This window comes from Methylocystis heyeri (assembly GCF_004802635.2).
GTDB lineage: Bacteria > Pseudomonadota > Alphaproteobacteria > Rhizobiales > Beijerinckiaceae > Methylocystis > Methylocystis heyeri.
Genome location: NZ_CP046052.1, coordinates 559,176 through 578,679 on the forward strand (window position 1 = coordinate 559,176; position 19,504 = coordinate 578,679).

At 63.9% G+C, this 19,504-nt stretch carries 19 protein-coding genes; 10 read left to right on the forward strand and 9 right to left on the reverse strand.

Features of this window, described 5'->3' with window-relative positions:
- Positions 1 to 2: 2 nt before the first annotated feature.
- Positions 3 to 206 carry a hypothetical protein gene (locus tag H2LOC_RS21460; RefSeq protein WP_136494927.1) on the reverse strand — a complete coding sequence of 68 codons (204 nt, stop codon included), beginning with the start codon at positions 204 to 206 and terminating at the stop codon, positions 3 to 5.
- Between the two features lie 211 nt (positions 207 to 417).
- Here H2LOC_RS21460 and H2LOC_RS02420 point away from each other — a divergent pair, with 211 nt between their 5' ends.
- Positions 418 to 1,461, forward strand: coding sequence for a DUF2336 domain-containing protein (locus tag H2LOC_RS02420; RefSeq protein WP_162009681.1), 1,044 nt, complete (start codon positions 418 to 420; stop codon positions 1,459 to 1,461).
- Positions 1,462 to 1,493: 32 nt separating this feature from the next.
- Here the strand turns inward: H2LOC_RS02420 and H2LOC_RS02425 are convergent, their stop codons facing one another.
- From H2LOC_RS02425 to H2LOC_RS02435, 3 genes are all read right to left on the reverse strand, one after another.
- Positions 1,494 to 1,835, reverse strand: coding sequence for a DUF1491 family protein (locus tag H2LOC_RS02425; RefSeq protein WP_136494930.1), 342 nt, complete (start codon positions 1,833 to 1,835; stop codon positions 1,494 to 1,496).
- Between the two features lie 85 nt (positions 1,836 to 1,920).
- Positions 1,921 to 2,589, reverse strand: coding sequence for a peptidoglycan-binding domain-containing protein (locus tag H2LOC_RS02430; RefSeq protein WP_136494931.1), 669 nt, complete (start codon positions 2,587 to 2,589; stop codon positions 1,921 to 1,923).
- Positions 2,582 to 4,459, reverse strand: a complete 1,878-nt coding sequence (locus H2LOC_RS02435) for a PAS domain-containing sensor histidine kinase (protein ID WP_246206951.1) — start codon at positions 4,457 to 4,459, stop codon at positions 2,582 to 2,584. Before H2LOC_RS02435 ends, H2LOC_RS02430 begins: the two co-directional genes overlap by 8 nt.
- A gap of 229 nt (positions 4,460 to 4,688) precedes the next feature.
- On the opposite strand from H2LOC_RS02435, the gene H2LOC_RS02440 reads away from it, so the two are divergent.
- The 5 genes from H2LOC_RS02440 to H2LOC_RS02460 all read left to right on the forward strand — a co-directional run bounded on the left by H2LOC_RS02440 (position 4,689) and on the right by H2LOC_RS02460 (position 9,088).
- On the forward strand, positions 4,689 to 4,976 hold the full coding sequence (locus H2LOC_RS02440; RefSeq protein ID WP_136494932.1) for a hypothetical protein: 288 nt from the start codon (positions 4,689 to 4,691) through the stop codon (positions 4,974 to 4,976).
- Positions 4,977 to 5,235: 259 nt separating this feature from the next.
- The gene (locus tag H2LOC_RS02445; RefSeq protein ID WP_136494933.1) at positions 5,236 to 5,781 is read left to right on the forward strand and encodes a hypothetical protein; all 546 of its coding nucleotides are present in this window, start codon (positions 5,236 to 5,238) and stop codon (positions 5,779 to 5,781) included.
- Between the two features lie 174 nt (positions 5,782 to 5,955).
- Positions 5,956 to 7,761: a translation elongation factor 4 gene (gene lepA, locus H2LOC_RS02450; protein ID WP_136494934.1), complete on the forward strand. Its 1,806-nt coding sequence runs from the start codon at positions 5,956 to 5,958 to the stop codon at positions 7,759 to 7,761.
- 21 nt (positions 7,762 to 7,782) lie between these two features.
- Positions 7,783 to 7,941 carry a type II toxin-antitoxin system Phd/YefM family antitoxin gene (locus H2LOC_RS02455; RefSeq protein WP_136494935.1) on the forward strand — a complete coding sequence of 53 codons (159 nt, stop codon included), beginning with the start codon at positions 7,783 to 7,785 and terminating at the stop codon, positions 7,939 to 7,941.
- Between the two features lie 259 nt (positions 7,942 to 8,200).
- Complete coding sequence (locus H2LOC_RS02460) at positions 8,201 to 9,088, forward strand: DUF1259 domain-containing protein (RefSeq protein ID WP_136494936.1); 888 nt, start codon at positions 8,201 to 8,203, stop codon at positions 9,086 to 9,088.
- An 83-nt stretch (positions 9,089 to 9,171) separates the two neighbouring features.
- Here the strand turns inward: H2LOC_RS02460 and phbB are convergent, their stop codons facing one another.
- Both phbB and H2LOC_RS02470 read right to left on the reverse strand, forming a co-directional pair.
- On the reverse strand, positions 9,172 to 9,897 hold the full coding sequence (phbB, locus tag H2LOC_RS02465) for an acetoacetyl-CoA reductase (RefSeq protein WP_136494937.1): 726 nt from the start codon (positions 9,895 to 9,897) through the stop codon (positions 9,172 to 9,174).
- A 72-nt stretch (positions 9,898 to 9,969) separates the two neighbouring features.
- Positions 9,970 to 11,145, reverse strand: a complete 1,176-nt coding sequence (locus H2LOC_RS02470; RefSeq protein WP_136494938.1) for an acetyl-CoA C-acetyltransferase — start codon at positions 11,143 to 11,145, stop codon at positions 9,970 to 9,972.
- A gap of 247 nt (positions 11,146 to 11,392) precedes the next feature.
- On the opposite strand from H2LOC_RS02470, the gene phaR reads away from it, so the two are divergent.
- The gene (gene phaR, locus H2LOC_RS02475) at positions 11,393 to 12,010 is read left to right on the forward strand and encodes a polyhydroxyalkanoate synthesis repressor PhaR (RefSeq protein WP_136494939.1); all 618 of its coding nucleotides are present in this window, start codon (positions 11,393 to 11,395) and stop codon (positions 12,008 to 12,010) included.
- A 111-nt stretch (positions 12,011 to 12,121) separates the two neighbouring features.
- Here the strand turns inward: phaR and H2LOC_RS02480 are convergent, their stop codons facing one another.
- From H2LOC_RS02480 to gloB, 3 genes are all read right to left on the reverse strand, one after another.
- Positions 12,122 to 13,936 (reverse strand): putative bifunctional diguanylate cyclase/phosphodiesterase, encoded by a 1,815-nt coding sequence (locus H2LOC_RS02480; protein ID WP_136494940.1) that lies wholly within the window; start codon positions 13,934 to 13,936, stop codon positions 12,122 to 12,124.
- Positions 13,937 to 14,047: 111 nt separating this feature from the next.
- On the reverse strand, positions 14,048 to 14,533 hold the full coding sequence (locus tag H2LOC_RS02485) for a cupin domain-containing protein (RefSeq protein WP_136494941.1): 486 nt from the start codon (positions 14,531 to 14,533) through the stop codon (positions 14,048 to 14,050).
- A complete protein-coding gene (gene gloB / locus H2LOC_RS02490; RefSeq protein WP_136494942.1) occupies positions 14,530 to 15,306 on the reverse strand; it encodes a hydroxyacylglutathione hydrolase in 777 nt (258 codons plus the stop codon). Before gloB ends, H2LOC_RS02485 begins: the two co-directional genes overlap by 4 nt.
- 122 nt (positions 15,307 to 15,428) lie before the next feature.
- On the opposite strand from gloB, the gene H2LOC_RS02495 reads away from it, so the two are divergent.
- The 3 genes from H2LOC_RS02495 to H2LOC_RS02505 all read left to right on the forward strand — a co-directional run bounded on the left by H2LOC_RS02495 (position 15,429) and on the right by H2LOC_RS02505 (position 19,490).
- Positions 15,429 to 16,238 (forward strand): methyltransferase domain-containing protein, encoded by an 810-nt coding sequence (locus H2LOC_RS02495; RefSeq protein WP_136494943.1) that lies wholly within the window; start codon positions 15,429 to 15,431, stop codon positions 16,236 to 16,238.
- 200 nt (positions 16,239 to 16,438) lie between these two features.
- Complete coding sequence (locus tag H2LOC_RS02500) at positions 16,439 to 17,470, forward strand: GlxA family transcriptional regulator (protein ID WP_202620516.1); 1,032 nt, start codon at positions 16,439 to 16,441, stop codon at positions 17,468 to 17,470.
- 61 nt (positions 17,471 to 17,531) lie between these two features.
- Positions 17,532 to 19,490, forward strand: a complete 1,959-nt coding sequence (locus H2LOC_RS02505; protein WP_136494944.1) for a hydrogenase maturation protein — start codon at positions 17,532 to 17,534, stop codon at positions 19,488 to 19,490.
- The last annotated feature ends 14 nt before the right edge of the window (positions 19,491 to 19,504 follow it).

A 19,504-nucleotide genomic window follows, 5' to 3' on the forward strand; every position in this document is an offset into this window, starting at 1 on the left:
CATCAACCCCGCGCGCGTCTTTTGCGTTTCTTGGCTCCCGCGCCATGGGCGCCATGCGCTTCGGGCTCCCCGCCCGGGGTCAGGAAAGGCTCTTCCGCCCGCATGTAACGGACGCCGAGAAAGAACAGAATCTCCGCCTCGCCCGAAGGCGTGGCGGCGGACCGCGCCGGGCGCGGCCTCGATTGCAGCGAAATTATCTGAGCCATGCGTACATCTCCCCGCCAATTCGTGCACAAAGAACGAGCCGACTCTCACAAGCGGATTAGGGAATGGCGAGGGTTAATGTTCCGTCAACGCCCGCTCCGTAAAATGCCGGCAAGTTCCTCCCGTTGGTCGAGGGACGGTTTCCTGCGTTGGTCGAGGGAGTGAGTGCGTATGCTGTCCCGGAGTTGCGAAGGGCGGAAGGTAGATCGCGCGTTGTTGCGGACCATCGTCGAGCAATTCGTCGCCCGAACCGGATACAGACAGAGCGATCTTCAGGAGTTCGGGCGTCTCGCCGGCGGCCTGATCGATCTCGCCGAAGCAGAGGCTGTCGTCGATGTTGCAGAGGCGCTTTGCCGCCATCCGGAAACGCCTCGCGAACTGATCGCGAAACTGTTTGATCTCGGCGGGACCTGCGCCCGCATCGCATTGGAGCATGCGCCAGATGCGCCGCTCGCTGAATTGACCGCTTACGCCGAGCAGGGCCCCACGGATTTCGCCGCTGCGATCGCCCGGCGGCCCGATCTTTCCAGGGACGTCGTGTCCGCCCTTGCCGCGCGCAGCGAATCTGCGGTGCTGCATGCGCTGGCGGCGAACCGCCAGGCCTATCTCGACCCGGGCGCGCTGAGGTCGCTGATACAGGTCGCCCGTGACGACCAGGGCCTTGCGAGGATTCTGCTCGACCGGGAAGACCTCGACGTCGATCCCGAGCCGCTCTTTCTCGCTGCGACCCCGGCGGAGCGCGAGAAAATCATCCTCTCCGCATGCCGATCGGCGCTTTCTTCCGGGGCAGTGGAATCTGCGGCCCGGCCGGATCAGCGTCTAGGGTCGGAACTGGAGGCGCTCGCGCTTTCGGGCGACGAAGGAGCGACGATTTCGCGCATGGCCGACGCACTGGATGCGCGAAAAAGCCGCATACGGAGGATTTTTCTGGATGAAGGCGGCGAGGCGCTGGCCCTCGCGCTGACGGCGCTCGGAATCCATCCCGACGTCGCGACCAGGCTCTTTATCTGCCACCGCCGGGCCGCCGGGCTCGACGCCAAGAAAATGCGCGCGCTTCGCGCCTTGATGACTTCCACGCCCGCCCGCGCCGCCGCGCGCATCGTGGCCGCGATCAACGGCAACCGGGATCCGCAGCGCCGGGTCGCCGGCTGGCGGGAGGAGGCCTCGGCCTCGGCGGGCGCCCGTAGACGTCCGGCGATCGGTCTCAAGGCGTCGGCCGAGGGACGCAAATCCGCCCGGCTGGATCAGTCCGCCTGATCGAGCCTCTCTGTTGCCGGAGGAATGAAAAGTCAGGCGCCGACGTCGAGGAACGAACGGCCCTGGCGATCCTCGATTTCGACGATCCACAGATCGGGGTCGAAGGAAATTTCGCGTTGCAGACGTTGCTCGAGGGACAGCGGATCGCGCCAGTCCTCTTCGTGCAACCGGACAAACAGCCTCGCGACGCCTTCGGGAACTTCGACGCTTTGCGGGGCGGGGCCGTAGAGAGCCGCCCTGCCGTCGAGGCGGTCCACTTTCACGAAAATGGCCCCGGCCTCTGCGGCGCCGCGCCGGCGCAGCATCGCCGTCGCGCCTTCGATTTCGGCGCGCCGGATAAGCGCCGAAACGAAAATATCGGATCGCAGCCGCATCGAGCCCTCTGTTTCGGACAAAAAAGCCGCCGCGGCGGCTTGCCGCGACGGCCGGCGTCGAGCCTCGCATCGCCGCCGGGCGGCGTTATTTTACCGCAATGCCGGTGCGCGCGCTCAGCAGGCGGCGAATTTTCGGCGAAAGCTCGCCCGTGACGGGCATGCCGTTGGCGCGCTCGAATTTCTCGATCGCTTGCCGCGTCGTGCCGCCGAAAACGCCGTCCTGATGGAGCGCAAAGCCCAGCTTGGCCAATGCGCGCTGCGCCGCGAGAACGGTCTTGTTCTTGTCGTCCGCGCTCGCATTGCGCGGCGCTCCGCCTTCCAACAGCCGGCCGATGAGATCGCGGGACTTTTCCGCGGGCTTGGCGGCTTCGACCCTGGTCGTTTCCGTCGCCGCTGCCGTTTCGCTTTTGACGGCCGGGGCCGCATGCAGCGGCTTCGCGGGCTCGCCCTGCTGCGCCGGGCCATGGGCCTGCTGGGGCGCGGTCGGCAGGGCGAGAATGCTCGCCGCCTTCTGGAAGATGGGGGCGGGATGACGCCCGTCCTGCAGGAACAGCGCGTTCACGGGCACGCCGATCGCCGCGATCGCCGCAAAGCCCAGGAACAGCATGGCGCCCGTGCTCCGCTTGCCGCCGAACATTCGGCGCCACAACGGAAGAGGCTTCGCCTTGGCCGGTTTGTCTCGCCGCCGGGTCTGGGCGCCGCGACCTTCCTTGGCGATGAAATCTTGATTGGCTGCGGCGAGAGCTTCACGCAATTTTCTTCACCATTTCCTGTTTGTGACCGACGGCCTGGCTTACGGCCCGTTCGTGGCTGACGTCCTGCCCCGGAGCGCCGACGCCATGGCGGGCCATGACCTGAATTTTCGTGCCGCCCGTCGTGCGTTCCGGATTGCGCTGGCCGTCGACGGGCAGGCGCACCGTCACGGTGGTGCCCAGCTTCAGAGCGCTTTCCACGGCGATGGCGCCGCCGTGCAGCCCCACCAGCCCTCTGACGACGGAGAGCCCGAGGCCGGTGCCTTCGTAGGCGCGGTCATGCGTCGCACTCGCCTGAAAGAAAGGATCTCCGAGGCGCGCGAGGTCGGGGGGAGCTATTCCGATGCCGGTGTCGGCGACGGAAACCGCGAGGTTGTTCCCTTCGATCCAGAGGCGCACGGTCACCGTGCCGTTCGGCGGCGTGAATTTCACCGCATTGGACAGGAGATTGATGAGGATCTGCTTGCAGGCGCGCTTGTCGGCCACGAGTTCGCTCATGTCCAAGGGATATTCGCGCAGGAGCCCGACCTGGCCGTGATCGGCCTTGATCTGGATCATATCGCAGCATTGCTCGACCAGGGCGGGCATCGAGAAAGGCTCCGGGAAAATCTGCATGGAGCCGGACTCGATCTTCGACATGTCGAGGATGGAGTTGACGACTTCGTGCAGATGATTGCCGGAGTCGCGAATGATCCTGGCGTATTCCCGGCGCTTTTCCGGGTCCTGGGGCTCGAGGTCCTTGCTTCCGAGCATTTCCGAAAAGCCGATGATGGCGTTGAGCGGCGTGCGCAGCTCGTGGCTCACATTGGCCAGAAATCTGGTCTTGCTCGCCATGGCGAGTTCGCTCTCGCGCCGCGCCGCTGCGATTTCTTCCTCGGCCCGCTTCGTCGCCGTGATGTCGCGCAGGATGCAGACCACGGGCGCGCCGTTTTCGTCGAGATCCTTGGTCTCGACGTGGCATGTGCGCGCGTCGAAGAAGTTGAACACGGGCTCGATGTAGCCGGAGGCGTTCTGCGAAGCGCCGACGTGCAGGCGCAGCACCGCGTGGGCCGGCGCCCCCCCGGAAACGGCGTCCGAGACCAGCTTCAGAAAAGCCGGCCGGTCGGCGACATGAACGCGATAAAAGAAACCCCTTCCGAGGAGGTCGCGCGTTTCGAGCCCATAAGCCTTGTGGGTGTCGCCGACGATCGAGGAAACCGCTCCCGTGCGGTCGAAATGGACCACGATGTCTCCGATCGCGTCGGTGAGCAGCCGCAGGTCCCTGGCGTTGCGCCGGTCGGCCCGGGCTCTCGCATGCTCGACCAGAATGGCTCCCGCCGCCAGGGCGGCCATGTAGATCATCAGAGGGGTGACGCTCATGGCGACGTTCGCGCGAAGGGCGAGGGCTTCTTCGGTCATATAGTTGGGAGAGGCGGCGCCAACGACGATAAGAGTGAGGGTGAGGCCGATGACTCCCGCGACCATCACTATGTCCATGGTCAGGGCCGCTTCGATGAGAGCGATCGTCAGCAGGGAGAGCGAAACGGCTTCCTGGCCGGCGGTCGTGGCGCTGACGCTTACCGCGAGCGCCAGCCATCCGCAGATCGAGAGATCCTGAGCCAGCCTCAGACTGCCCGTGGTTTTCAGGATCACGATCGAGGCCAGGGGCGTCAGCGCCAGGGTGTATTGCGCCGCATGCTGAAGGCTCGGCAGGCCGTGAAGATAGAGCAGCGCGGGGCCGGCGGCGAGCACGCATAAGCCGACGGCGAGCCGTGCGGCCACGAAAAACTTCTGACGCGCCTGCTGCACAGGATGCCTGCCGTCCTTATGCGGGGTCAGTTGATCCAGGCTCTGCAGCACGGCGGTAGATGCAAGCTTCAATGTATTACGCACAGCGACGCTCCCTTACGACGCCACCTTTTCAGATCGTCGTTAAGTGACTGCTAAACGCAGCGCCCGTCTTGTTTATGCCGGCGAAAGCGCGGGCGCGATCTCGCCTCATGGTTTGCAAGCCGTTGACGCGCGCCGAATTTCCGGCGGCGGACGAATTCATCTTTGCGAAAGGATTTGACCGCAATGCTCCTGCGCAGCGCCGCTTTCGGCGGGCGTTCAGGAGCGGACGGTGGGTTTTCTTCTCAAATGCTTCATAGCCATCGCGCTGGTTTACTTTGCGGTGAACAAGGGCGAGTTGAGCGCGCTGATGGCTTCGGCCGTTTCGCCGGCCCGCGCGATCGGCGAAAACGGGAGCAAAATCGGGAGGCAGGAGCCCTTGTCGGAGCTGCAGCGGGCCGCGGCGGCGAAGCTGATGGGCGCGGCGCGCGAGCATTGCCTCGCCAAGCCGGCCGATTGTCTGGCCTTGCTGAAGTCCGCCGGCGCCGAAGTCAGAAAACCGGAACATAAAGACCACTGATTTCCCCCAAGCTTCGGCGTCGCGCCGCAGGCCCGGGGCCGAGCAGGCGGCAAAGCTGCGCCGGCAAAAGTTTTTGTTGCCGAATCGGAGAAACGAATGTGTATCATTTTTAAACAAAGCCAGAGTAGTAGTTCGCGTGCCCGCTTTGTAATCACCGCCCGCGCTTGAGTCGGGTCAATATCAGGAGGCTGCCCTGTCTGACGAAACTGAGACCCCCGCAAGCGAGAATTTCGCCGCCGCGACCATCGATGTCGGCGCCTTGCAGGAGCAACTGAAAAGCATCTCCGCGGACCGTGATCGCCAAGCCTTCGAAAAGGCGGAGATCATTGAAAAAGCCAACGTGATTTCGCGCGAGCGGGACGATATCCGCAGCCGACTCGCCGCTGAAACCGCCGAGCGCGAGCGTCTCGGCTCGGAAAACTCCCGACTGGCTTCGGAGGTCGAGTCGACTCGTCGCTCGCTTTCCGAAGCGCAGCGGCGCGCGGAGGAGGCGAGCGCCGAAGCCGCCAATCTCCGCAAGCTCCTCGAAGCGAAGCCCGGCAATGATCCACTGGTCCTGCTCTGGGAGGTCGCCCGGCAGAAAACCACGGCCGGCGTCGCGTTTTTGCGCTCGAAGATCCCCGCGAATCACCCGGCGCTGCCCTGGTTCGACAAAACCGTCGAAGTCCTGACCAAGCTCGGCTGCCTCGCCGTGCAATTGACGATCGCCTTCGCCAAATGGCTGAAGGCCGAGGGTCTGCCGCGCGCCAAGGCGCTGTCTCAGAAGCTGCTGGCGGAAATCGAGACGCGCCTCGCCAAGAAATAAGCCCGCGCCGCAGGTTCGGAACATTGGAGCCCGCCGGAACGCTCTGTTTCGGCGGGCTCCTCGCGCCCGAGGAGGCTTTTTTCTCCGGTCGGCCGGCGCGCGCTGTTGCGGAACTCGGCCCGGCCGTTTCTGCGCACTTCCATTCGTGGCCCCGCGCTGCTATCGGGGTGCGCCATGACCAGCCACAGCATCGACAATATCCGCAATTTCTCGATTGTCGCCCATATCGACCACGGCAAATCGACTCTCGCCGACCGCCTCATTCAGGTGACCGGCGCGGTTGCGGCGCGCGACATGGTCGAGCAGGTGCTCGACTCCATGGATATCGAGCGCGAGCGCGGCATCACTATCAAGGCCCAGACCGTCCGGCTCCAGTATCGGGCCAAGGACGGCAGGGATTACGTCCTGAACCTCATGGACACTCCCGGCCATGTCGACTTCGCCTATGAAGTGTCGCGGTCGCTGCACGCCTGCGAAGGCTCGCTGCTGGTGGTGGACGCCAGCCAGGGCGTCGAGGCGCAGACCCTGGCCAATGTCTATCAGGCGCTGGACGCCGGCCATGAAATCGTGCCGGTGCTCAACAAGATCGACCTGCCGGCGGCCGAACCCGACCGCATTAAGCAGCAGATCGAGGACGTGATCGGTCTCGACGCCACCGACGCCGTGCTGATTTCGGCCAAGACCGGCATCGGCATCGAGGACGTGCTGGAGGCGATCGTCACCCACCTGCCGCCGCCGAAAGGAGACGAAAGCGCGCCGCTCAAGGCCGGACTCGTCGACAGCTGGTACGACGCCTATCTCGGCGTCGTGGTGCTGGTGCGCATATTCGACGGCGTGCTGAAGAAGGGCCAAAAAATCAAGATGATGGGCACGGACGCCCATTACGAGGTCGACAAGATCGGCGTTTTCCGCCCCAAGATGCAGGACGTCGCCCAGCTCGGGCCGGGCGAAATCGGCTTCATCACCGCCCAGATCAAGCAGGTCGCCGACACCCGCGTCGGCGACACCATCACCGACGACCGCAAGCCCTGCGCCGAGGCGCTCCCGGGCTACAAGCCGGCCCAGCCGGTGGTGTTCTGCGGCCTTTTTCCGGTGGATGCGGCCGATTTCGAGGATTTGCGCGCCGCGATCGCGAAGCTCAGGCTCAACGACGCCAGCTTCTCCTTCGAGATGGAGACCTCCGCTGCGCTCGGCTTCGGCTTCCGCTGCGGCTTCCTCGGCCTGCTGCACCTCGAGATCATTCAGGAGCGTCTCAGCCGCGAGTTCAATCTCGATCTCATCGCCACGGCGCCGTCGGTGGTTTACCGGCTCAAGCTCACCAATGGCGACGAAATCGAGCTCCACAATCCCGCCGACATGCCCGACGTGGTCAAGATCGAGGAAATCCAGGAGCCCTGGATCAGGGCCACGATCATGACGCCGGACGACTATCTCGGCTCGGTGCTGAAACTCTGCCAGGATCGGCGCGGCGTTCAGGTCGATCTCAATTATGTCGGCAAGCGCGCCATGGCGATCTACGACCTGCCCCTCAACGAGGTCGTGTTCGACTTTTACGACCGCCTCAAATCCATCTCCAAGGGCTACGCCAGCTTCGATTACCAGCTCACGGACTATCGCGCCGGCGATCTCGTCAAGATGAGCATTCTGGTCAATTCCGAGCCCGTGGACGCGCTTTCGATGCTGGTGCACCGCACCCGCGCGGAAGGGCGGGGCCGGCAGATGTGCGAGAAGCTCAAGGAGCTGATTCCGCCTCATATGTTCCAGGTGCCGATCCAGGCGGCGCTCGGCGGCAAGATCATCGCCCGCGAGACCGTCCGCGCCTTCCGCAAGGACGTGACCGCCAAATGCTATGGCGGCGACGCCACCCGCAAGCGCAAGCTTCTGGAAAAGCAGAAGGAAGGCAAGAAGAAGATGCGGCAGTTCGGCCGCGTGGAAATCCCGCAGGAGGCCTTTATCGCGGCGTTGAAGATGGAGGAGTGATCAGCATACGCATCAAATCATGTGGCGACGAACCATGAGCCTGTGCTGATCACGCGCGATCACGGCAAGCCGGCGGCGGTTCTCGTATCGTTGGAGGATTACGCCGCCTTCGAGGAGACCGCTTACTTGCTGTCGAGCCCGCGCAATGCAGCGCGCCTATTGCGTGCGATAGACGACTGACCAACAAAAGCTGATTGCTCGCACGTCATTGCGAGCAAAGCGAAGCAATCCAGAGCCACGCCAGCGCTGCAATTGCGTTTAGTTCGCTTGTGTACGGAATAAATATTGTGTCTGAATTACTTCGCCTGCGGCTCACAATGACGCCCTTTTCGCTATCGTCACACCTGCGACACGCTCCCCCCGCTTGCTCTGGATGTTTCGGGATTAGCCCCTACTTGCGAAACTGTCCTCGCAATTTGATGCCCGGAAATGGTCAGTTATGAAACAAGCGCTCATTGGCATTGCGTTTTTCGCGGCCCTTTTTCCCAACTCCTTCGCCCTTGCTGAAACCGATTGGCTGCAGGTCGACGCCGCTCTCGGAAAGAAGGCTACCGTCATCGGCGCGGTTCATAAATACGGTTTTCCGCGCGGCGATCTTCATGTGAAGCTGGAGAATGTCGATATAAAGCCCGGCCTCGCTCTCGGAGGATGGGTCGCTTTCGAGCCGGCTGGAGACGCGGCCATGATGATGGGCGATCTCGTGCTGACCGAAAACGAAGTCGGCCCCGTCATGAAATCGCTGCTCGCGGGCGGCGTGCAGGTGACGGCGTTACATAACCACCTGTTTCGAGCGACCCCCGCGACCTTTTATATGCATGTCGGCGGGCACGGCGATCCGGCGCAACTCGCCAAAACGCTTCGCGAAGCCCTCGCGCAAACGAAAACGCCCTTCGACGCGTCCGCGGCTTCTCCCGCGGCAGACCAGAAAATCGGCTTCGACGTCGGACAAGTCGAGCAGATTCTGGGCTTCCAGGGGAAGAACAACGGTGGAGTCTTTCAGTTCAGCGTCCCGAAGGCCGAGCGGATCAGCGCTGGGGGCAGGGCGCTTTCTCCCGCCATGGGGATCGCGAACGCCATCAACTTCCAACCTACCGACGATGGCAGGGCGGCGATATCGGGAGATTTCGTCGCCACAGCAAGGGAGGTCCAGCCTCTGCTGAAAGCGCTCCAGTCGAACGGGATCGAAGTCACGGCCCTGCACAACCATATGCTGGACGACGAGCCCAGGTTGTTCTTCGTCCATTTCTGGGCCGACGACGAAGCTGCGAAGTTGGCTCGCGGCGTGCGTGCAGGTCTCGACGCCGTGCATGCCGCACCGGCGAGCTGATCCGTTGCGCCCTTCGACGCAAAAGCGAAAACGGCGCCCGGTTCCCCGAGCGCCGCCCAAGCTTCCAGGCCTTACAAAAGACCTCAGGCCAGATACTGGCCGCCGTTGACGGTCAGCGTAGAGCCGGTGATGAAGCCGGCGTCGTCGGCGGCGAGGAACACCACCGCGCGGGCGATTTCCTCGGGTTCGCCGAGACGGCCCACCGCGATATGCGGGATGATGTGCTTGTCGAGCACGTCCTGCGGCACCGCCTTGACCATTTCGGTGGCGATGTAGCCGGGAGCGATGGCGTTGACGGTGATGCCCTTGGAGGCGCTTTCCTGCGCCAGAGCCTTCACGAAGCCGATATCGCCCGCCTTGGAGGCGGAATAGTTGGTCTGGCCGGCCTGACCCTTCTGGCCGTTGATCGACGAGATCACGATGATGCGGCCGAAGCCGCGGTCGCGCATGCCGTTGATGACCGGGCGGGTGACGTTGAACAGCGAGTTCAGATTGGTGTCGATGACGGCCTTCCACTTCGCCAGGTCCATCTTGTGGAACAGGCCGTCCTTGGTGATGCCGGCGTTGTTGACCAGAATCTCGACCGGGCCGAGGTCTTTCTCGATGGCGGCGATGCCGGCGGCGCAGGCGTCGTAGTCGGAAACGTCGAACTTATAGACATTGATGCCGGTTTCCGCCTTGAACTTGTTGGCGGCTTCGTCGTTGCCGGCATAGGTCGCGGCCACTTTGTAACCAGCCGCCTGCAGCGCCTTGGAAATGGCTTCGCCGATGCCGCGCGTGCCGCCGGTCACAACTGCTGTTCTCGACATTTGTTTCTCCTTGGAAGAATCTTTTTGCTTTTCAGTGGCGCGCGTCCGCAGCAAGCGGACGCGCTGCGCAAATTACCGTTCGACCGCCATGGCGATGCCCATGCCGCCGCCGATGCAGAGCGTGGCGAGGCCCTTGCCGGAGCCGCGGCGCTGCAACTCATAGAGCAGGGTGGTCAGAATGCGCGCTCCGGAGGCCCCGATCGGATGTCCGATGGCGATGGCGCCGCCGTTGACGTTGACGATGGCCGGGTCCCAACCGATGTCCTTGTTGACCGCGAGGGCCTGGGCGGCGAAAGCCTCGTTGGCCTCGACCACATCGAGGTCCGAAACCTTCCAGCCGGCCTTTTCCAGCGCCTTGCGGGTCGCCGGGATCGGGCCCGAGCCCATGACGCTCGGATCGACGCCGGCGGTGGCCCAGGCGGCGATGCGGGCGAGAGGCGTCAGGCCGCGCTTCTTGGCTTCTTCGGCGGTCATGACCACGAGGGCCGCGGCGCCGTCGTTGATGCCCGAGGCGTTGGCGGCGGTGACGGTGCCGTCCTTGGCGAAGGCCGGGCGCAGCTTGGAGACGCTCTCCAGGGTGACGCCGTGCTTAACGTATTCGTCCTGGTCGACGGTCACGTCGCCCTTGCGGCCGGCGACCACATAGGGAACGATCTCGTCCTTGAACTTGCCGGCCTTCTGGGCCGCCTCGGCCTTGTTCTGGGAGGCGACGGCGAAAGCGTCCTGCTCGGCGCGGCTGATCTGCCACTTGGCCGCGACGTTCTCGGCGGTGATGCCCATGTGGTAGTTGTTGAAGGCGTCGGTGAGGCCGTCGACGATCATGGTGTCGGCGAAGCTGACCGGGCCCATCTTGGTGCCGGAGCGAAGATGCGCGGCGTGGGCCGAGAGCGACATGCTCTCCTGGCCGCCGGCGACGACGATGCGGGCGTCTCCGGCCACGATCTGCTGGGCGGCGAGCGCCACGGCGCGCAGGCCCGAGCCGCAAACCTGGTTGACTCCGAAGGCGGTGGCGCTGTCGGGAACGCCCGCCTTGATCGCGGTCTGACGGGCGGGATTCTGGCCGTGGCCGGCGCCGAGCACCTGGCCCAGGATCACTTCGCAGACTTCGGCCGGCGCAACTTGGGCGCGTTCCAGAGCGGCCTTCACGGCGACCGCGCCGAGATCATGGGCGGGGACGCCGCCGAGAGCTCCATTGAACGATCCAACGGCGGTCCTCGCCGCGGAAACGATCACGATTTCGGTCGTCATGTCGATCTCCCTCAGAGTTTCGAGCTATGGGCGCTTTTGCGCCGCAGGCGAAAATGTGGAGCGCAAGAGGCCCGGCCTCGCGCGCGCTAGCGTCGTTATGCACGGTTTGGCCCGGAACGAAAGCCGTCCAAGACGAAAATATTGCCGCAGGGAAGCTTTTGTGCCTATCGTCGCAGTGCGGGATAGATCGTTTTGCAAGGGGCGCAAAAGCGCTCGATCCGTCACGGGGAGGCGACGCAAGCGCATCATGGCCAACGAAAAAAAACCGACGACCATTAAGAAGTACGCCAACCGCCGTCTATACGACACAGGCACGAGCACATATGTCACGCTCGAGGATCTCGCCGCCATGGTCAAGCGCGGCGAGGATTTCGTCGTTTGCGACGCGAAATCGGGCGAAGACATCACCCGGCCGGTGCTGACCCAGATCATCTTCGAGCAGGAAGGAAAAGACGGGCAAAGCCTCTTGCCTGTCTCCTTCCTTCGCCAGCTCATTCGCTTTTACGGCGACTCCATGCAGATGCTGGTTCCGAGCTATCTCGAATTCTCGATCGACAAATTCACCCGCGACCAGCAGAAGTTCAGGGACCAGCTCAGTTCCGCGCTGCCTTCCGGCCCCTTCACCGAGCCCACGAGGCAGGCTTTCGCCGCAATGGAGGAGCAGGCCCGCAAGAACATGGTGGTGTTCCGCCAGGCCTTGAGCATTCTCAATCCTTTCGGCATCGTCGCCGAAGGCGCGGCGGCTCCGGCGCCCGGAGAAGAATCCAGCAATGCGACCGCAAAGCAGCAGGCGGATGTGGACGAACTCAAGCGTCAGCTCGAAGAACTCAACAAGCGCATAGACAAGCTGTCCGCCGGGGCGTGAGCCCGTCTTCCGCCGGCGCGCCATTGCGTCGGACCGGATCGCCGGAGCGCAGGCTCAAGCGCAAAAGCCGCCGGGTTTTTGCGCGCATGCGCTGCGGCGAAGGGCGGATATTCAACCGCCGGCCGTCATCGGGGAAGGTGGCTGCGAAGGCCGTCGCGACGTCTCGGGTCCTGCGGAGCCGAACAGCGAGCCCTGGAAGTAATCGACGCCCCAGCCTCTCAGCAGGCCGGCGGTCTCCTCGTCCTTCACCCATTCGGCGACGATCTTGAGATCGAGATGACGGGCGAGGTCGATCAGCGTGCGCACGAAGAACCTGTCATCCTCGGAATTGACGATGTTCTCCACGAAGGCGCCGTCGATCTTCACGAGATCGAACGCGAGCGCGCGCAGATTGCGGAACGAGGTATGGCCGGCGCCGAAGTCGTCCATCGCCACATGGACGCCGAGCCGCTTGCAGGAAGCGATCGCCTGGCTCGTAGCTTCGATGTCCTCGATCACGCTGGTTTCGGTTATCTCGATCGTCAGTCTTTGGGCGACGCCGGGATAGGCCTGGACGCCGGCCGAAAGCCGATCGGGCCAGTCGGGATCGAGAATGCTGGCGAGCGACGCGTTGACGGAAAGATTGAGCGTCTCGTTCTCGGAGAGGGTCACGAGGGCGAGTTCGAGCACGCGCTGGTCGAGAAGCCGGACCAGACCGGCTTTTTCAGCCACCGGCAGGATCGAGCCGGGCGTCACCACCGAGCCGTCGCCCAGCCTCACGCGCAGGAGCGCCTCGTAAAAGGCCGTCTGTCCGTCCCCGGCGTGGACAATGGGCTGGAAGGCGAGCTCCACCCGGCGCTCGTTGAGCGCGGAAACGATATTGTCCGCCATCTGCAAGGCGCGGATGCGGGAGTCCTCCCGCGCCAGCGAAGCGGTGTAGGGGACGAAGCGTTCGCCGTTGCGCTGGCGCGCCACGTCGAGGGCTTCCTCGGCGTGTTGGAACAGCGCCTGGGTCGTGCGCCCTTCCCGCGGGCCGACGACGCCGCCGATGCGGACCGTGGCCGGGACCGGGCCGGCAGAGGTCTCGAACGGCGCCGCCGCGACGGCCTCGATCATTCTGATGGCGATGGCCTTGAGCTGCTCGGCGTCGCAGTCCTGCAACACCACGGCGAATTTGTTGCCGGCGTGACGCGCGACCATGTCGTTGGCGCGCAGATTTTCCGAAAGCCGCTTGGCGAGGCCCGCGATCACCTCGTCTCCGGCGTCGTAGCCGTAGGTTCGGTTGAGCCCGAACAGATTTTCGAGCGCCACCAGAAGAATGGCGAAGGGTTTGCGGGTGCGTTCGGACGCGTCGAATATCCGCCGCACCTGCTCGCAAAGATGGGCTCTGGTGAAGACGCCGGTGAGGGGATCGAACTGCGTCTGCTGCGCCAGGCGGGTTTCTTTCTGATGCCGCTCGGTGATGACCCGGACGACGCCGTGGGCCCGCAGCGGCCGGCCGTCCTCGCCTCTGAACCAGCGTCCCGTGTCTTCGATCCAGATCGTCCGCCGCGCGCTTGCGTCGCGAGGGGTGGAAAGGGCGTAATCCACCTGATACGGAACGCCCTCGCCTTCATCCATGCGCCCGGATTTGACGACGGCGTCGTAGCGCGAAGTCGTGCTCTCGGGCGAAAGCATCTGGGCGTAGGCCATGCCCGAGGATAGATCGCTTTCCGCCAAGGGGCCGAGCGTTCTGGCGAGATTTTCCCCCCAGACCAGCCGGTCGCTGACGAGATCCCACTCGTAGACCAGATCCCCGATCGAATTGACGATGGCGTTCGTATCGGGCGACGGCGCGCTCCAGGCGACCGGATCCGGACTCTGCGGCTCGGGCGAGATTTCTACCGGTTCGGGAACCGCCGCCTTCGGCGCGGACGGGGTTTTGACCGCAAGATGTTTCAAAAGCATGAGTGAATCCAGATTCCCGGACTGGGCGCTGCCCGCGTCTGCAGTATGCCGGCGAAAAGTAAAATCGGCGTTAGAGCCGCTGGTTTTTCACTGCGACGCAACAGCATGATTTCAGGCCGGTTTTGCTTTCTCCATTTCCTCTTCCTCGATTCTGGGGGAAAAATTCTCGCCCGCCATCTCGAATTTGGAGAACTCAAAGCCCGGGGCCACCGTGCAGCTGACCAGAGTCCATGGCCCGAGGCTCTTCGCGGCCTGCCAGCATCCCGGCGGGACGACGCATTGCGGACGTTCTCCGGCGAGGAGATCGACGCCGAGGCGATGGGAGGTCGCCGCTTTTCCGTCGACCGAGAGCGAAAGCAGAAGAGGCGCTCCCGCATGGAAAAGCCATGCTTCGGCGGCGTCCACCCGGTGCCAGGCCGAGCTTTGTCCCGCGCACAGCAGGAAATATATCGCCGTCGACGCCGCGCGTCCCGTTCCCGGCAGATCGGCGTCACGGAAGGTTTCGCGGTAATAGCCGCCCTCTGGATGCGGCTTCAGCGCGAGCATCTCGACGATCTCTTGGGCGCCGAGGGCTCGGGTTGGATCGGAGCCGTTCATGCGCGGAAATTGTTCTTGCGCTCGCGCATTTTCGCGAACACCTCGACCGGATCGCTGTCGCTCATGCCCATGGCGCGCTGGACGAGGGGGTCTTCGCAGCGCAGGAACGGGTTGGTCGCGCGCTCCAGCATGATGGTGGTGGGAAGCGTGAATCGCCCCGCGGCCCTCAGGGCGTCGACGTTCTGGGCGCGGTCGGCGAGAGACGGGTTCTCAGGGTCCACGGTGAGCGCGAAGCGCGCATTCGCCTTTGTGTATTCGTGACCGCAATAGACCCGGGTCTCGTCCGGGAGCGACGCCAGCCTCTCCAGCGAGCCGTACATTGTGGCCATGGTTCCCTCGAAGACCCTTCCGCACCCCAGGGAAAAAAGCGTGTCCCCGACGAATACCGCTTCATCCTCGCTAAAATGGTAGGCGAGATGCCCTGTGGTATGGCCGGGCGTCTCCAGAACCAGCGCGCGGGCGGCGCCGATTTCGATCGCATCGCCTTCCTCGACCAGGACGTCGAGCCCGTCGATCCGATAGGCGTCCTTGCGGGCGCCGCATACTTTGATCTCCGGAAAGGCTGCGCGCAATGCGGGGACCCCCTCGATATGATCGAGATGGTGATGCGTGAGCAGCGCATGGGTGAGGCGCCAGCCGAGCCTTTTGGCCTCCTCGGCGATGGCGTCGCCGTCCGGCGCATCCACCGAAGCGGTCGCCCCGGTTTCTCCGTCGTGCACGAGCAGGCCAAAATTGTCGTCGAGGCAAATAAACTGGTGAATCTCAACCGCCATCGCGCATCTCTCCCGGCTTTCGGCCCCTATCATAGGACATTCGGCGAAGGCGGGAACGCCTGTCTTTTCCGGCCGCGTCGTTGTCCTTGCATTGGCCCCGATTCGAGCCAATTATCCGCCCCATGTCTCTCGATGTCGTCGATTTACGGGCATTCTATGATTCGCCGTTGGGACAAGTGGCCCAACGGCTTATCGCCAAGCTGATACGCGCCCGTTGGGACGGACCGACCTCCGGCCTCAGCATGCTCGGCGTCGGCTACGCCACGCCTTACCTCGCCGGGGTTCAGGCCCAGAGGGTTCTCGCCTTCATGCCCGCGACGCAAGGCGTGGTGCACTGGCCATGCAATGGTCATTCCGCTTCGGCGCTGGTCGACCCGACCATGATGCCGCTGCCGGACGCCTGCGTCGACCGCATATTGGTGATCCACGCCCTGGAGACGGGGGAGCATCCGCGCGATCTGCTCGAAGAAATCTGGCGCATTCTCGCTCCGGGAGGCCGCGTGATCATCGTCGCGCCGAGCCGCACCGGGCTTTGGGCGCGGCTCGACACCACGCCTTTCGGCAACGGCCATCCCTATTCCCGCGGCCAGTTGCACGATCTGCTGCAGGAAACCCTGTTTCTCCCGGTATTCTGGGGTGAAGCCCTTTACGTTCCTCCCTTCAGCAGCGCCTCGCTCCTGCGGTCGGCGCCCGCTTTCGAGCGGATCGCCGGGCGTTTCTCCCTGCCGGGCGGAGGCGTGCATGTCGTGGAGGCGACAAAGCAGCTCTACCGTCCCATCGGCGCGCGGCGGGCGGTCAGGCGAAGCGTTCCGATCCTGGAGCCCGTGCTGGAGCCGGTCGGCGCCGCCCGCCTTCGCGGCGCGCTTTCGGGGCTCGGCCCGCAAAAGGGCGAGCTGAAAGCTCAGCTCGGACAGAGCCGCCAGAAGACTTGAGCCGGGCGAAGTCGTTTCCACGGCTCGAATGCGTTTTCGCAAAAGCCGGCGGGCTTTTTACGCGATTCACGACAACCCTATGATCGCGCGACGGCTCGTCGATCCGATGCGCTCGTGGGGCCGCGAGCGCAAGGGATTCTGGCCGAAAAGGAGGGATATTTTTCCTTGTGAGATTTCGCTTTCGGGCGGAACATTAAATTATGAGACCGAACCTGATCGAGAGAGCGACACAAGAGACAGGCCGGTTCCGCCGGATCGGCTTCCTCATTTTCGCGGATTATCAAATTCTGGACCTGTGCGGCCCGTTCGAAGCGTTCTACTTCGCGGGCCAGTGGCTCGAGCGGCTCGGAAAGACGACCGAGCCGGCCTACTGCCCCTTGATCATTTCCGGCGGAAGCGAACCGGTCAGAAGCATGTCGGGGCTCGCGATTCTTCCCAGCCAGAGTTTCAACGACATCAGCGACGGAATCGACACTCTGATCGTCGCGGGCGGGACCGGCATGGAGGAGGCCTCCAGGGACCGGGAACTGGTGGATTGGGTGCGTTCCATAGCCCCGCGGGCGCGGCGCGTCGCCTCGATCTGTTCCGGCGCGTTCATATTGGCGTCGGCCGGCCTGTTGCATCGCCGGCGCGCGACCACCCATTGGATGTATTCCGATCTGCTGGCCGCGACCTATCCGTCGATCGAGGTCGACGCGACCAAAGTCTTCATTCGCGACGGCAATATCTACACCTCCGGCGGCATTACGGCCGGCATCGACCTCGCCCTGGCGCTGGTCGAGGAGGATATGGGGACGGATGTCATGCTCGCGGTCGCGCGGACGATGGTGGTCTTTCCTCGTCGCCCTGGAGGGCAATCGCAGTTCAAAACCTACAATTATTCGACCGACGGGATCGGCCGGGCGGAATTTCGTCAGCTCCATATCTGGATAATGGCCCACCCGGAAGCGGATTTGAGCGTGCCGGCCCTGGCCGAGCGCATGGGCATGAGTCCGCGCAACTTCTCGCGGGTTTTTCGCGAGGAAATGGGCCAGACCCCGGCCCAGTTCGCCGAAAAGGCGCGCGCCGACGCGGCCCGCTGCAAGCTCGAGCAGACCCTCCTGCCGGTAGAGACGATCGCGCTGGAATGCGGCTTCGGCGATCCCGAGCGGATGCGGCGAAGCTTTCAGCGCCTCTATGAGATCAGCCCGGCGGATTACAGGGCGCGGTTCCGTTCGACCGCGATCCAGTAGGCGCTCCGCGAGGTTCTAAAAATCTCTCAATCAACCAAGCAAAAACATGGGAGGATTTTCCATGCGCATTCTTTTTTTGACCTCGGCGCACAACAGTCTGAGCCAGCGCCTGCTCATTGAACTGACCGAGCGCGGTCATGAGGTGCGCGTCTGCGTCGTGGCGACGCCAGAACAAATGATCGAGGGAGTCGGCGCGAATCAACCCGATCTCATCGTTGCGCCAATGCTCAAAGCGGCCGTCCCCGAGGAGGTCTGGTCGCGGCATGTCTGCCTGATCGTTCATCCGGGCGTGAAGGGCGACAGGGGGCCGTCATCGCTCGACTGGGCTATCGCGACCGGCCAGAAGATCTGGGGCGTCACCATTCTGCAGGCGGTCGCCGAAATGGACGCGGGGCCGATATGGGCGTCCTGCAATTTCGATTTGCCGTCGCGCCCGCCGTCGAAAAGCAGCCTTTATCGCCGGCAGGTCACGGAAGCGGCCGTGCGCGGCGTGCTGCAGGCCATCGAGAGGTTCCAGTCCGGAAACTTCCAGCCCGAGCCTCTCGACTATTCCCGCGCCGATGTCGTGGGGCGTCTCCAGCCCGCCATGCGCCAATGTGATCGCGCCATAGACTGGGGCCGGGATGACGCAGCGACGATCGTCGGAAAATTGCGCGCGGCCGACAGCGCTCCCGGCGTGCTCGGCAAAGTGCTCGGCGTCGAATGCTTTCTTTTTGGGGCGCATGAAGAAGAGGCCTTGCAAGGACCGCCGGGCGAAGTTCTGGCGCGGCGCGACGGCGCCATATGCATCGGCGCAAGAGACGGAGCGGTTTGGATTTCCCATCTCAAGCTCAGAGGCGACCGCGCGACGCAGACAGAGTTCTGCCGGCTCGCCGAGGCGGATGGCGAATGCGCCGCCTGCGACGCGGAATTTTGCCGCATCGCCGGAATAAAGCTGCCGGCGGCCCAAGTCCTGGGGCGGTTGCTGGACGCTGCGCCGGATGCTCCCCTGGAGATCGACGCGCCCTCCGACCGTCGAACCTATCGAGAGATAATCTATCGCGAAGAGGGCGAGGTCGGATTTCTCTCTTTCGATTTCTACAATGGGGCGATGAGCGTCGATCAGTGCCGTCGTCTGCGCGACGCCTTTCTTTACGCTCGTTCGCGTCCGACCAAGGTGATCGCGCTGACGGGCGGCGCCGATTTCTGGTCGAACGGCATCCATCTGAACGTGATCGAGGCGAGCGCCGACCCCGCGCAGGAATCCTGGCGCAACATCAACGCCATCGATGATCTGGTCTGCGAGATCGTCAACACATTCTCGCATCTCGTGGTCGCGGGGCTGCGCGGCAATGCCGGAGCCGGCGGCGCCATACTCGCCCTCGCGGCGGACCGGGTCTTCGCCAGGAAGGGGGTTGTGCTCAATCCGCATTACCGCGGCATGGGCGAGCTTTATGGCTCCGAATACTGGACCTATCTGCTGCCGCGGCGGGTGGGGCGTGAAAAAGCGCTCGAGCTCATCCGGTCATGCCGGCCGATGGGCGTAAGAACGGCCTGCGAATTCGGCTTTATCGACGCCGCCTTCGGAAACGGCGTCGAGGAATTCGAGGCCGAACTGGCGGTCCATGCGCAGCGGCTCGCGCAGGATTCCGAGTTCTGGGCGATGCTGAAGGCCAAACACGACGCGCGCATGCGCGACGAGCAGGTCAAGCCCCTGGCGCGCTATCGCGCCGAGGAACTGGCGCGAATGAGGGAAAATTTCTTCGGTCCCGATCCAGCCTATCACGAGGCGCGCCGCAGCTTCGTATTCAAAGGCGCACCGCCTCGCGTCGCTTTGGCCGCGGGCGCCGCCAGCGTTGAGCCGGCTAGGGAGCCGAAGGTTCAAAAGCCTCATGCGCAGAGGGGCAGGGAGTTGATGGCGCAGTGGCTGGCCCTGATCGGCTTCAGGATTCCGCAGATGCGCCCGGTGGCCGAACCAGACTCGGCCGGCGAGATTTCCTCCGCAATGTCGAACCGTCGGGACAAGGTCGCGAGTTCCTAGCGTCTTTGTTTAAT

Bases quoted from the DNA above. Each gene is read 5' to 3' on its own strand.
- H2LOC_RS21460 (WP_136494927.1), bottom strand. From the start codon at position 206: ATGGCTCAGATAATTTCGCTGCAATCGAGGCCGCGCCCGGCGCGGTCC.
- H2LOC_RS02425 (WP_136494930.1), bottom strand. From the start codon at position 1,835: ATGCGGCTGCGATCCGATATTTTCGTTTCGGCGCTTATCCGGCGCGCC.
- lepA (WP_136494934.1), top strand. From the start codon at position 5,956: ATGACCAGCCACAGCATCGACAATATCCGCAATTTCTCGATTGTCGCC.
- H2LOC_RS02460 (WP_136494936.1), top strand. From the start codon at position 8,201: ATGAAACAAGCGCTCATTGGCATTGCGTTTTTCGCGGCCCTTTTTCCC.
- phbB (WP_136494937.1), bottom strand. From the start codon at position 9,897: ATGTCGAGAACAGCAGTTGTGACCGGCGGCACGCGCGGCATCGGCGAA.
- H2LOC_RS02470 (WP_136494938.1), bottom strand. From the start codon at position 11,145: ATGACGACCGAAATCGTGATCGTTTCCGCGGCGAGGACCGCCGTTGGA.
- phaR (WP_136494939.1), top strand. From the start codon at position 11,393: ATGGCCAACGAAAAAAAACCGACGACCATTAAGAAGTACGCCAACCGC.
- H2LOC_RS02480 (WP_136494940.1), bottom strand. From the start codon at position 13,936: ATGCTTTTGAAACATCTTGCGGTCAAAACCCCGTCCGCGCCGAAGGCG.
- H2LOC_RS02485 (WP_136494941.1), bottom strand. From the start codon at position 14,533: ATGAACGGCTCCGATCCAACCCGAGCCCTCGGCGCCCAAGAGATCGTC.
- gloB (WP_136494942.1), bottom strand. From the start codon at position 15,306: ATGGCGGTTGAGATTCACCAGTTTATTTGCCTCGACGACAATTTTGGC.
- H2LOC_RS02495 (WP_136494943.1), top strand. From the start codon at position 15,429: ATGTCTCTCGATGTCGTCGATTTACGGGCATTCTATGATTCGCCGTTG.
- H2LOC_RS02500 (WP_202620516.1), top strand. From the start codon at position 16,439: ATGAGACCGAACCTGATCGAGAGAGCGACACAAGAGACAGGCCGGTTC.
- H2LOC_RS02505 (WP_136494944.1), top strand. From the start codon at position 17,532: ATGCGCATTCTTTTTTTGACCTCGGCGCACAACAGTCTGAGCCAGCGC.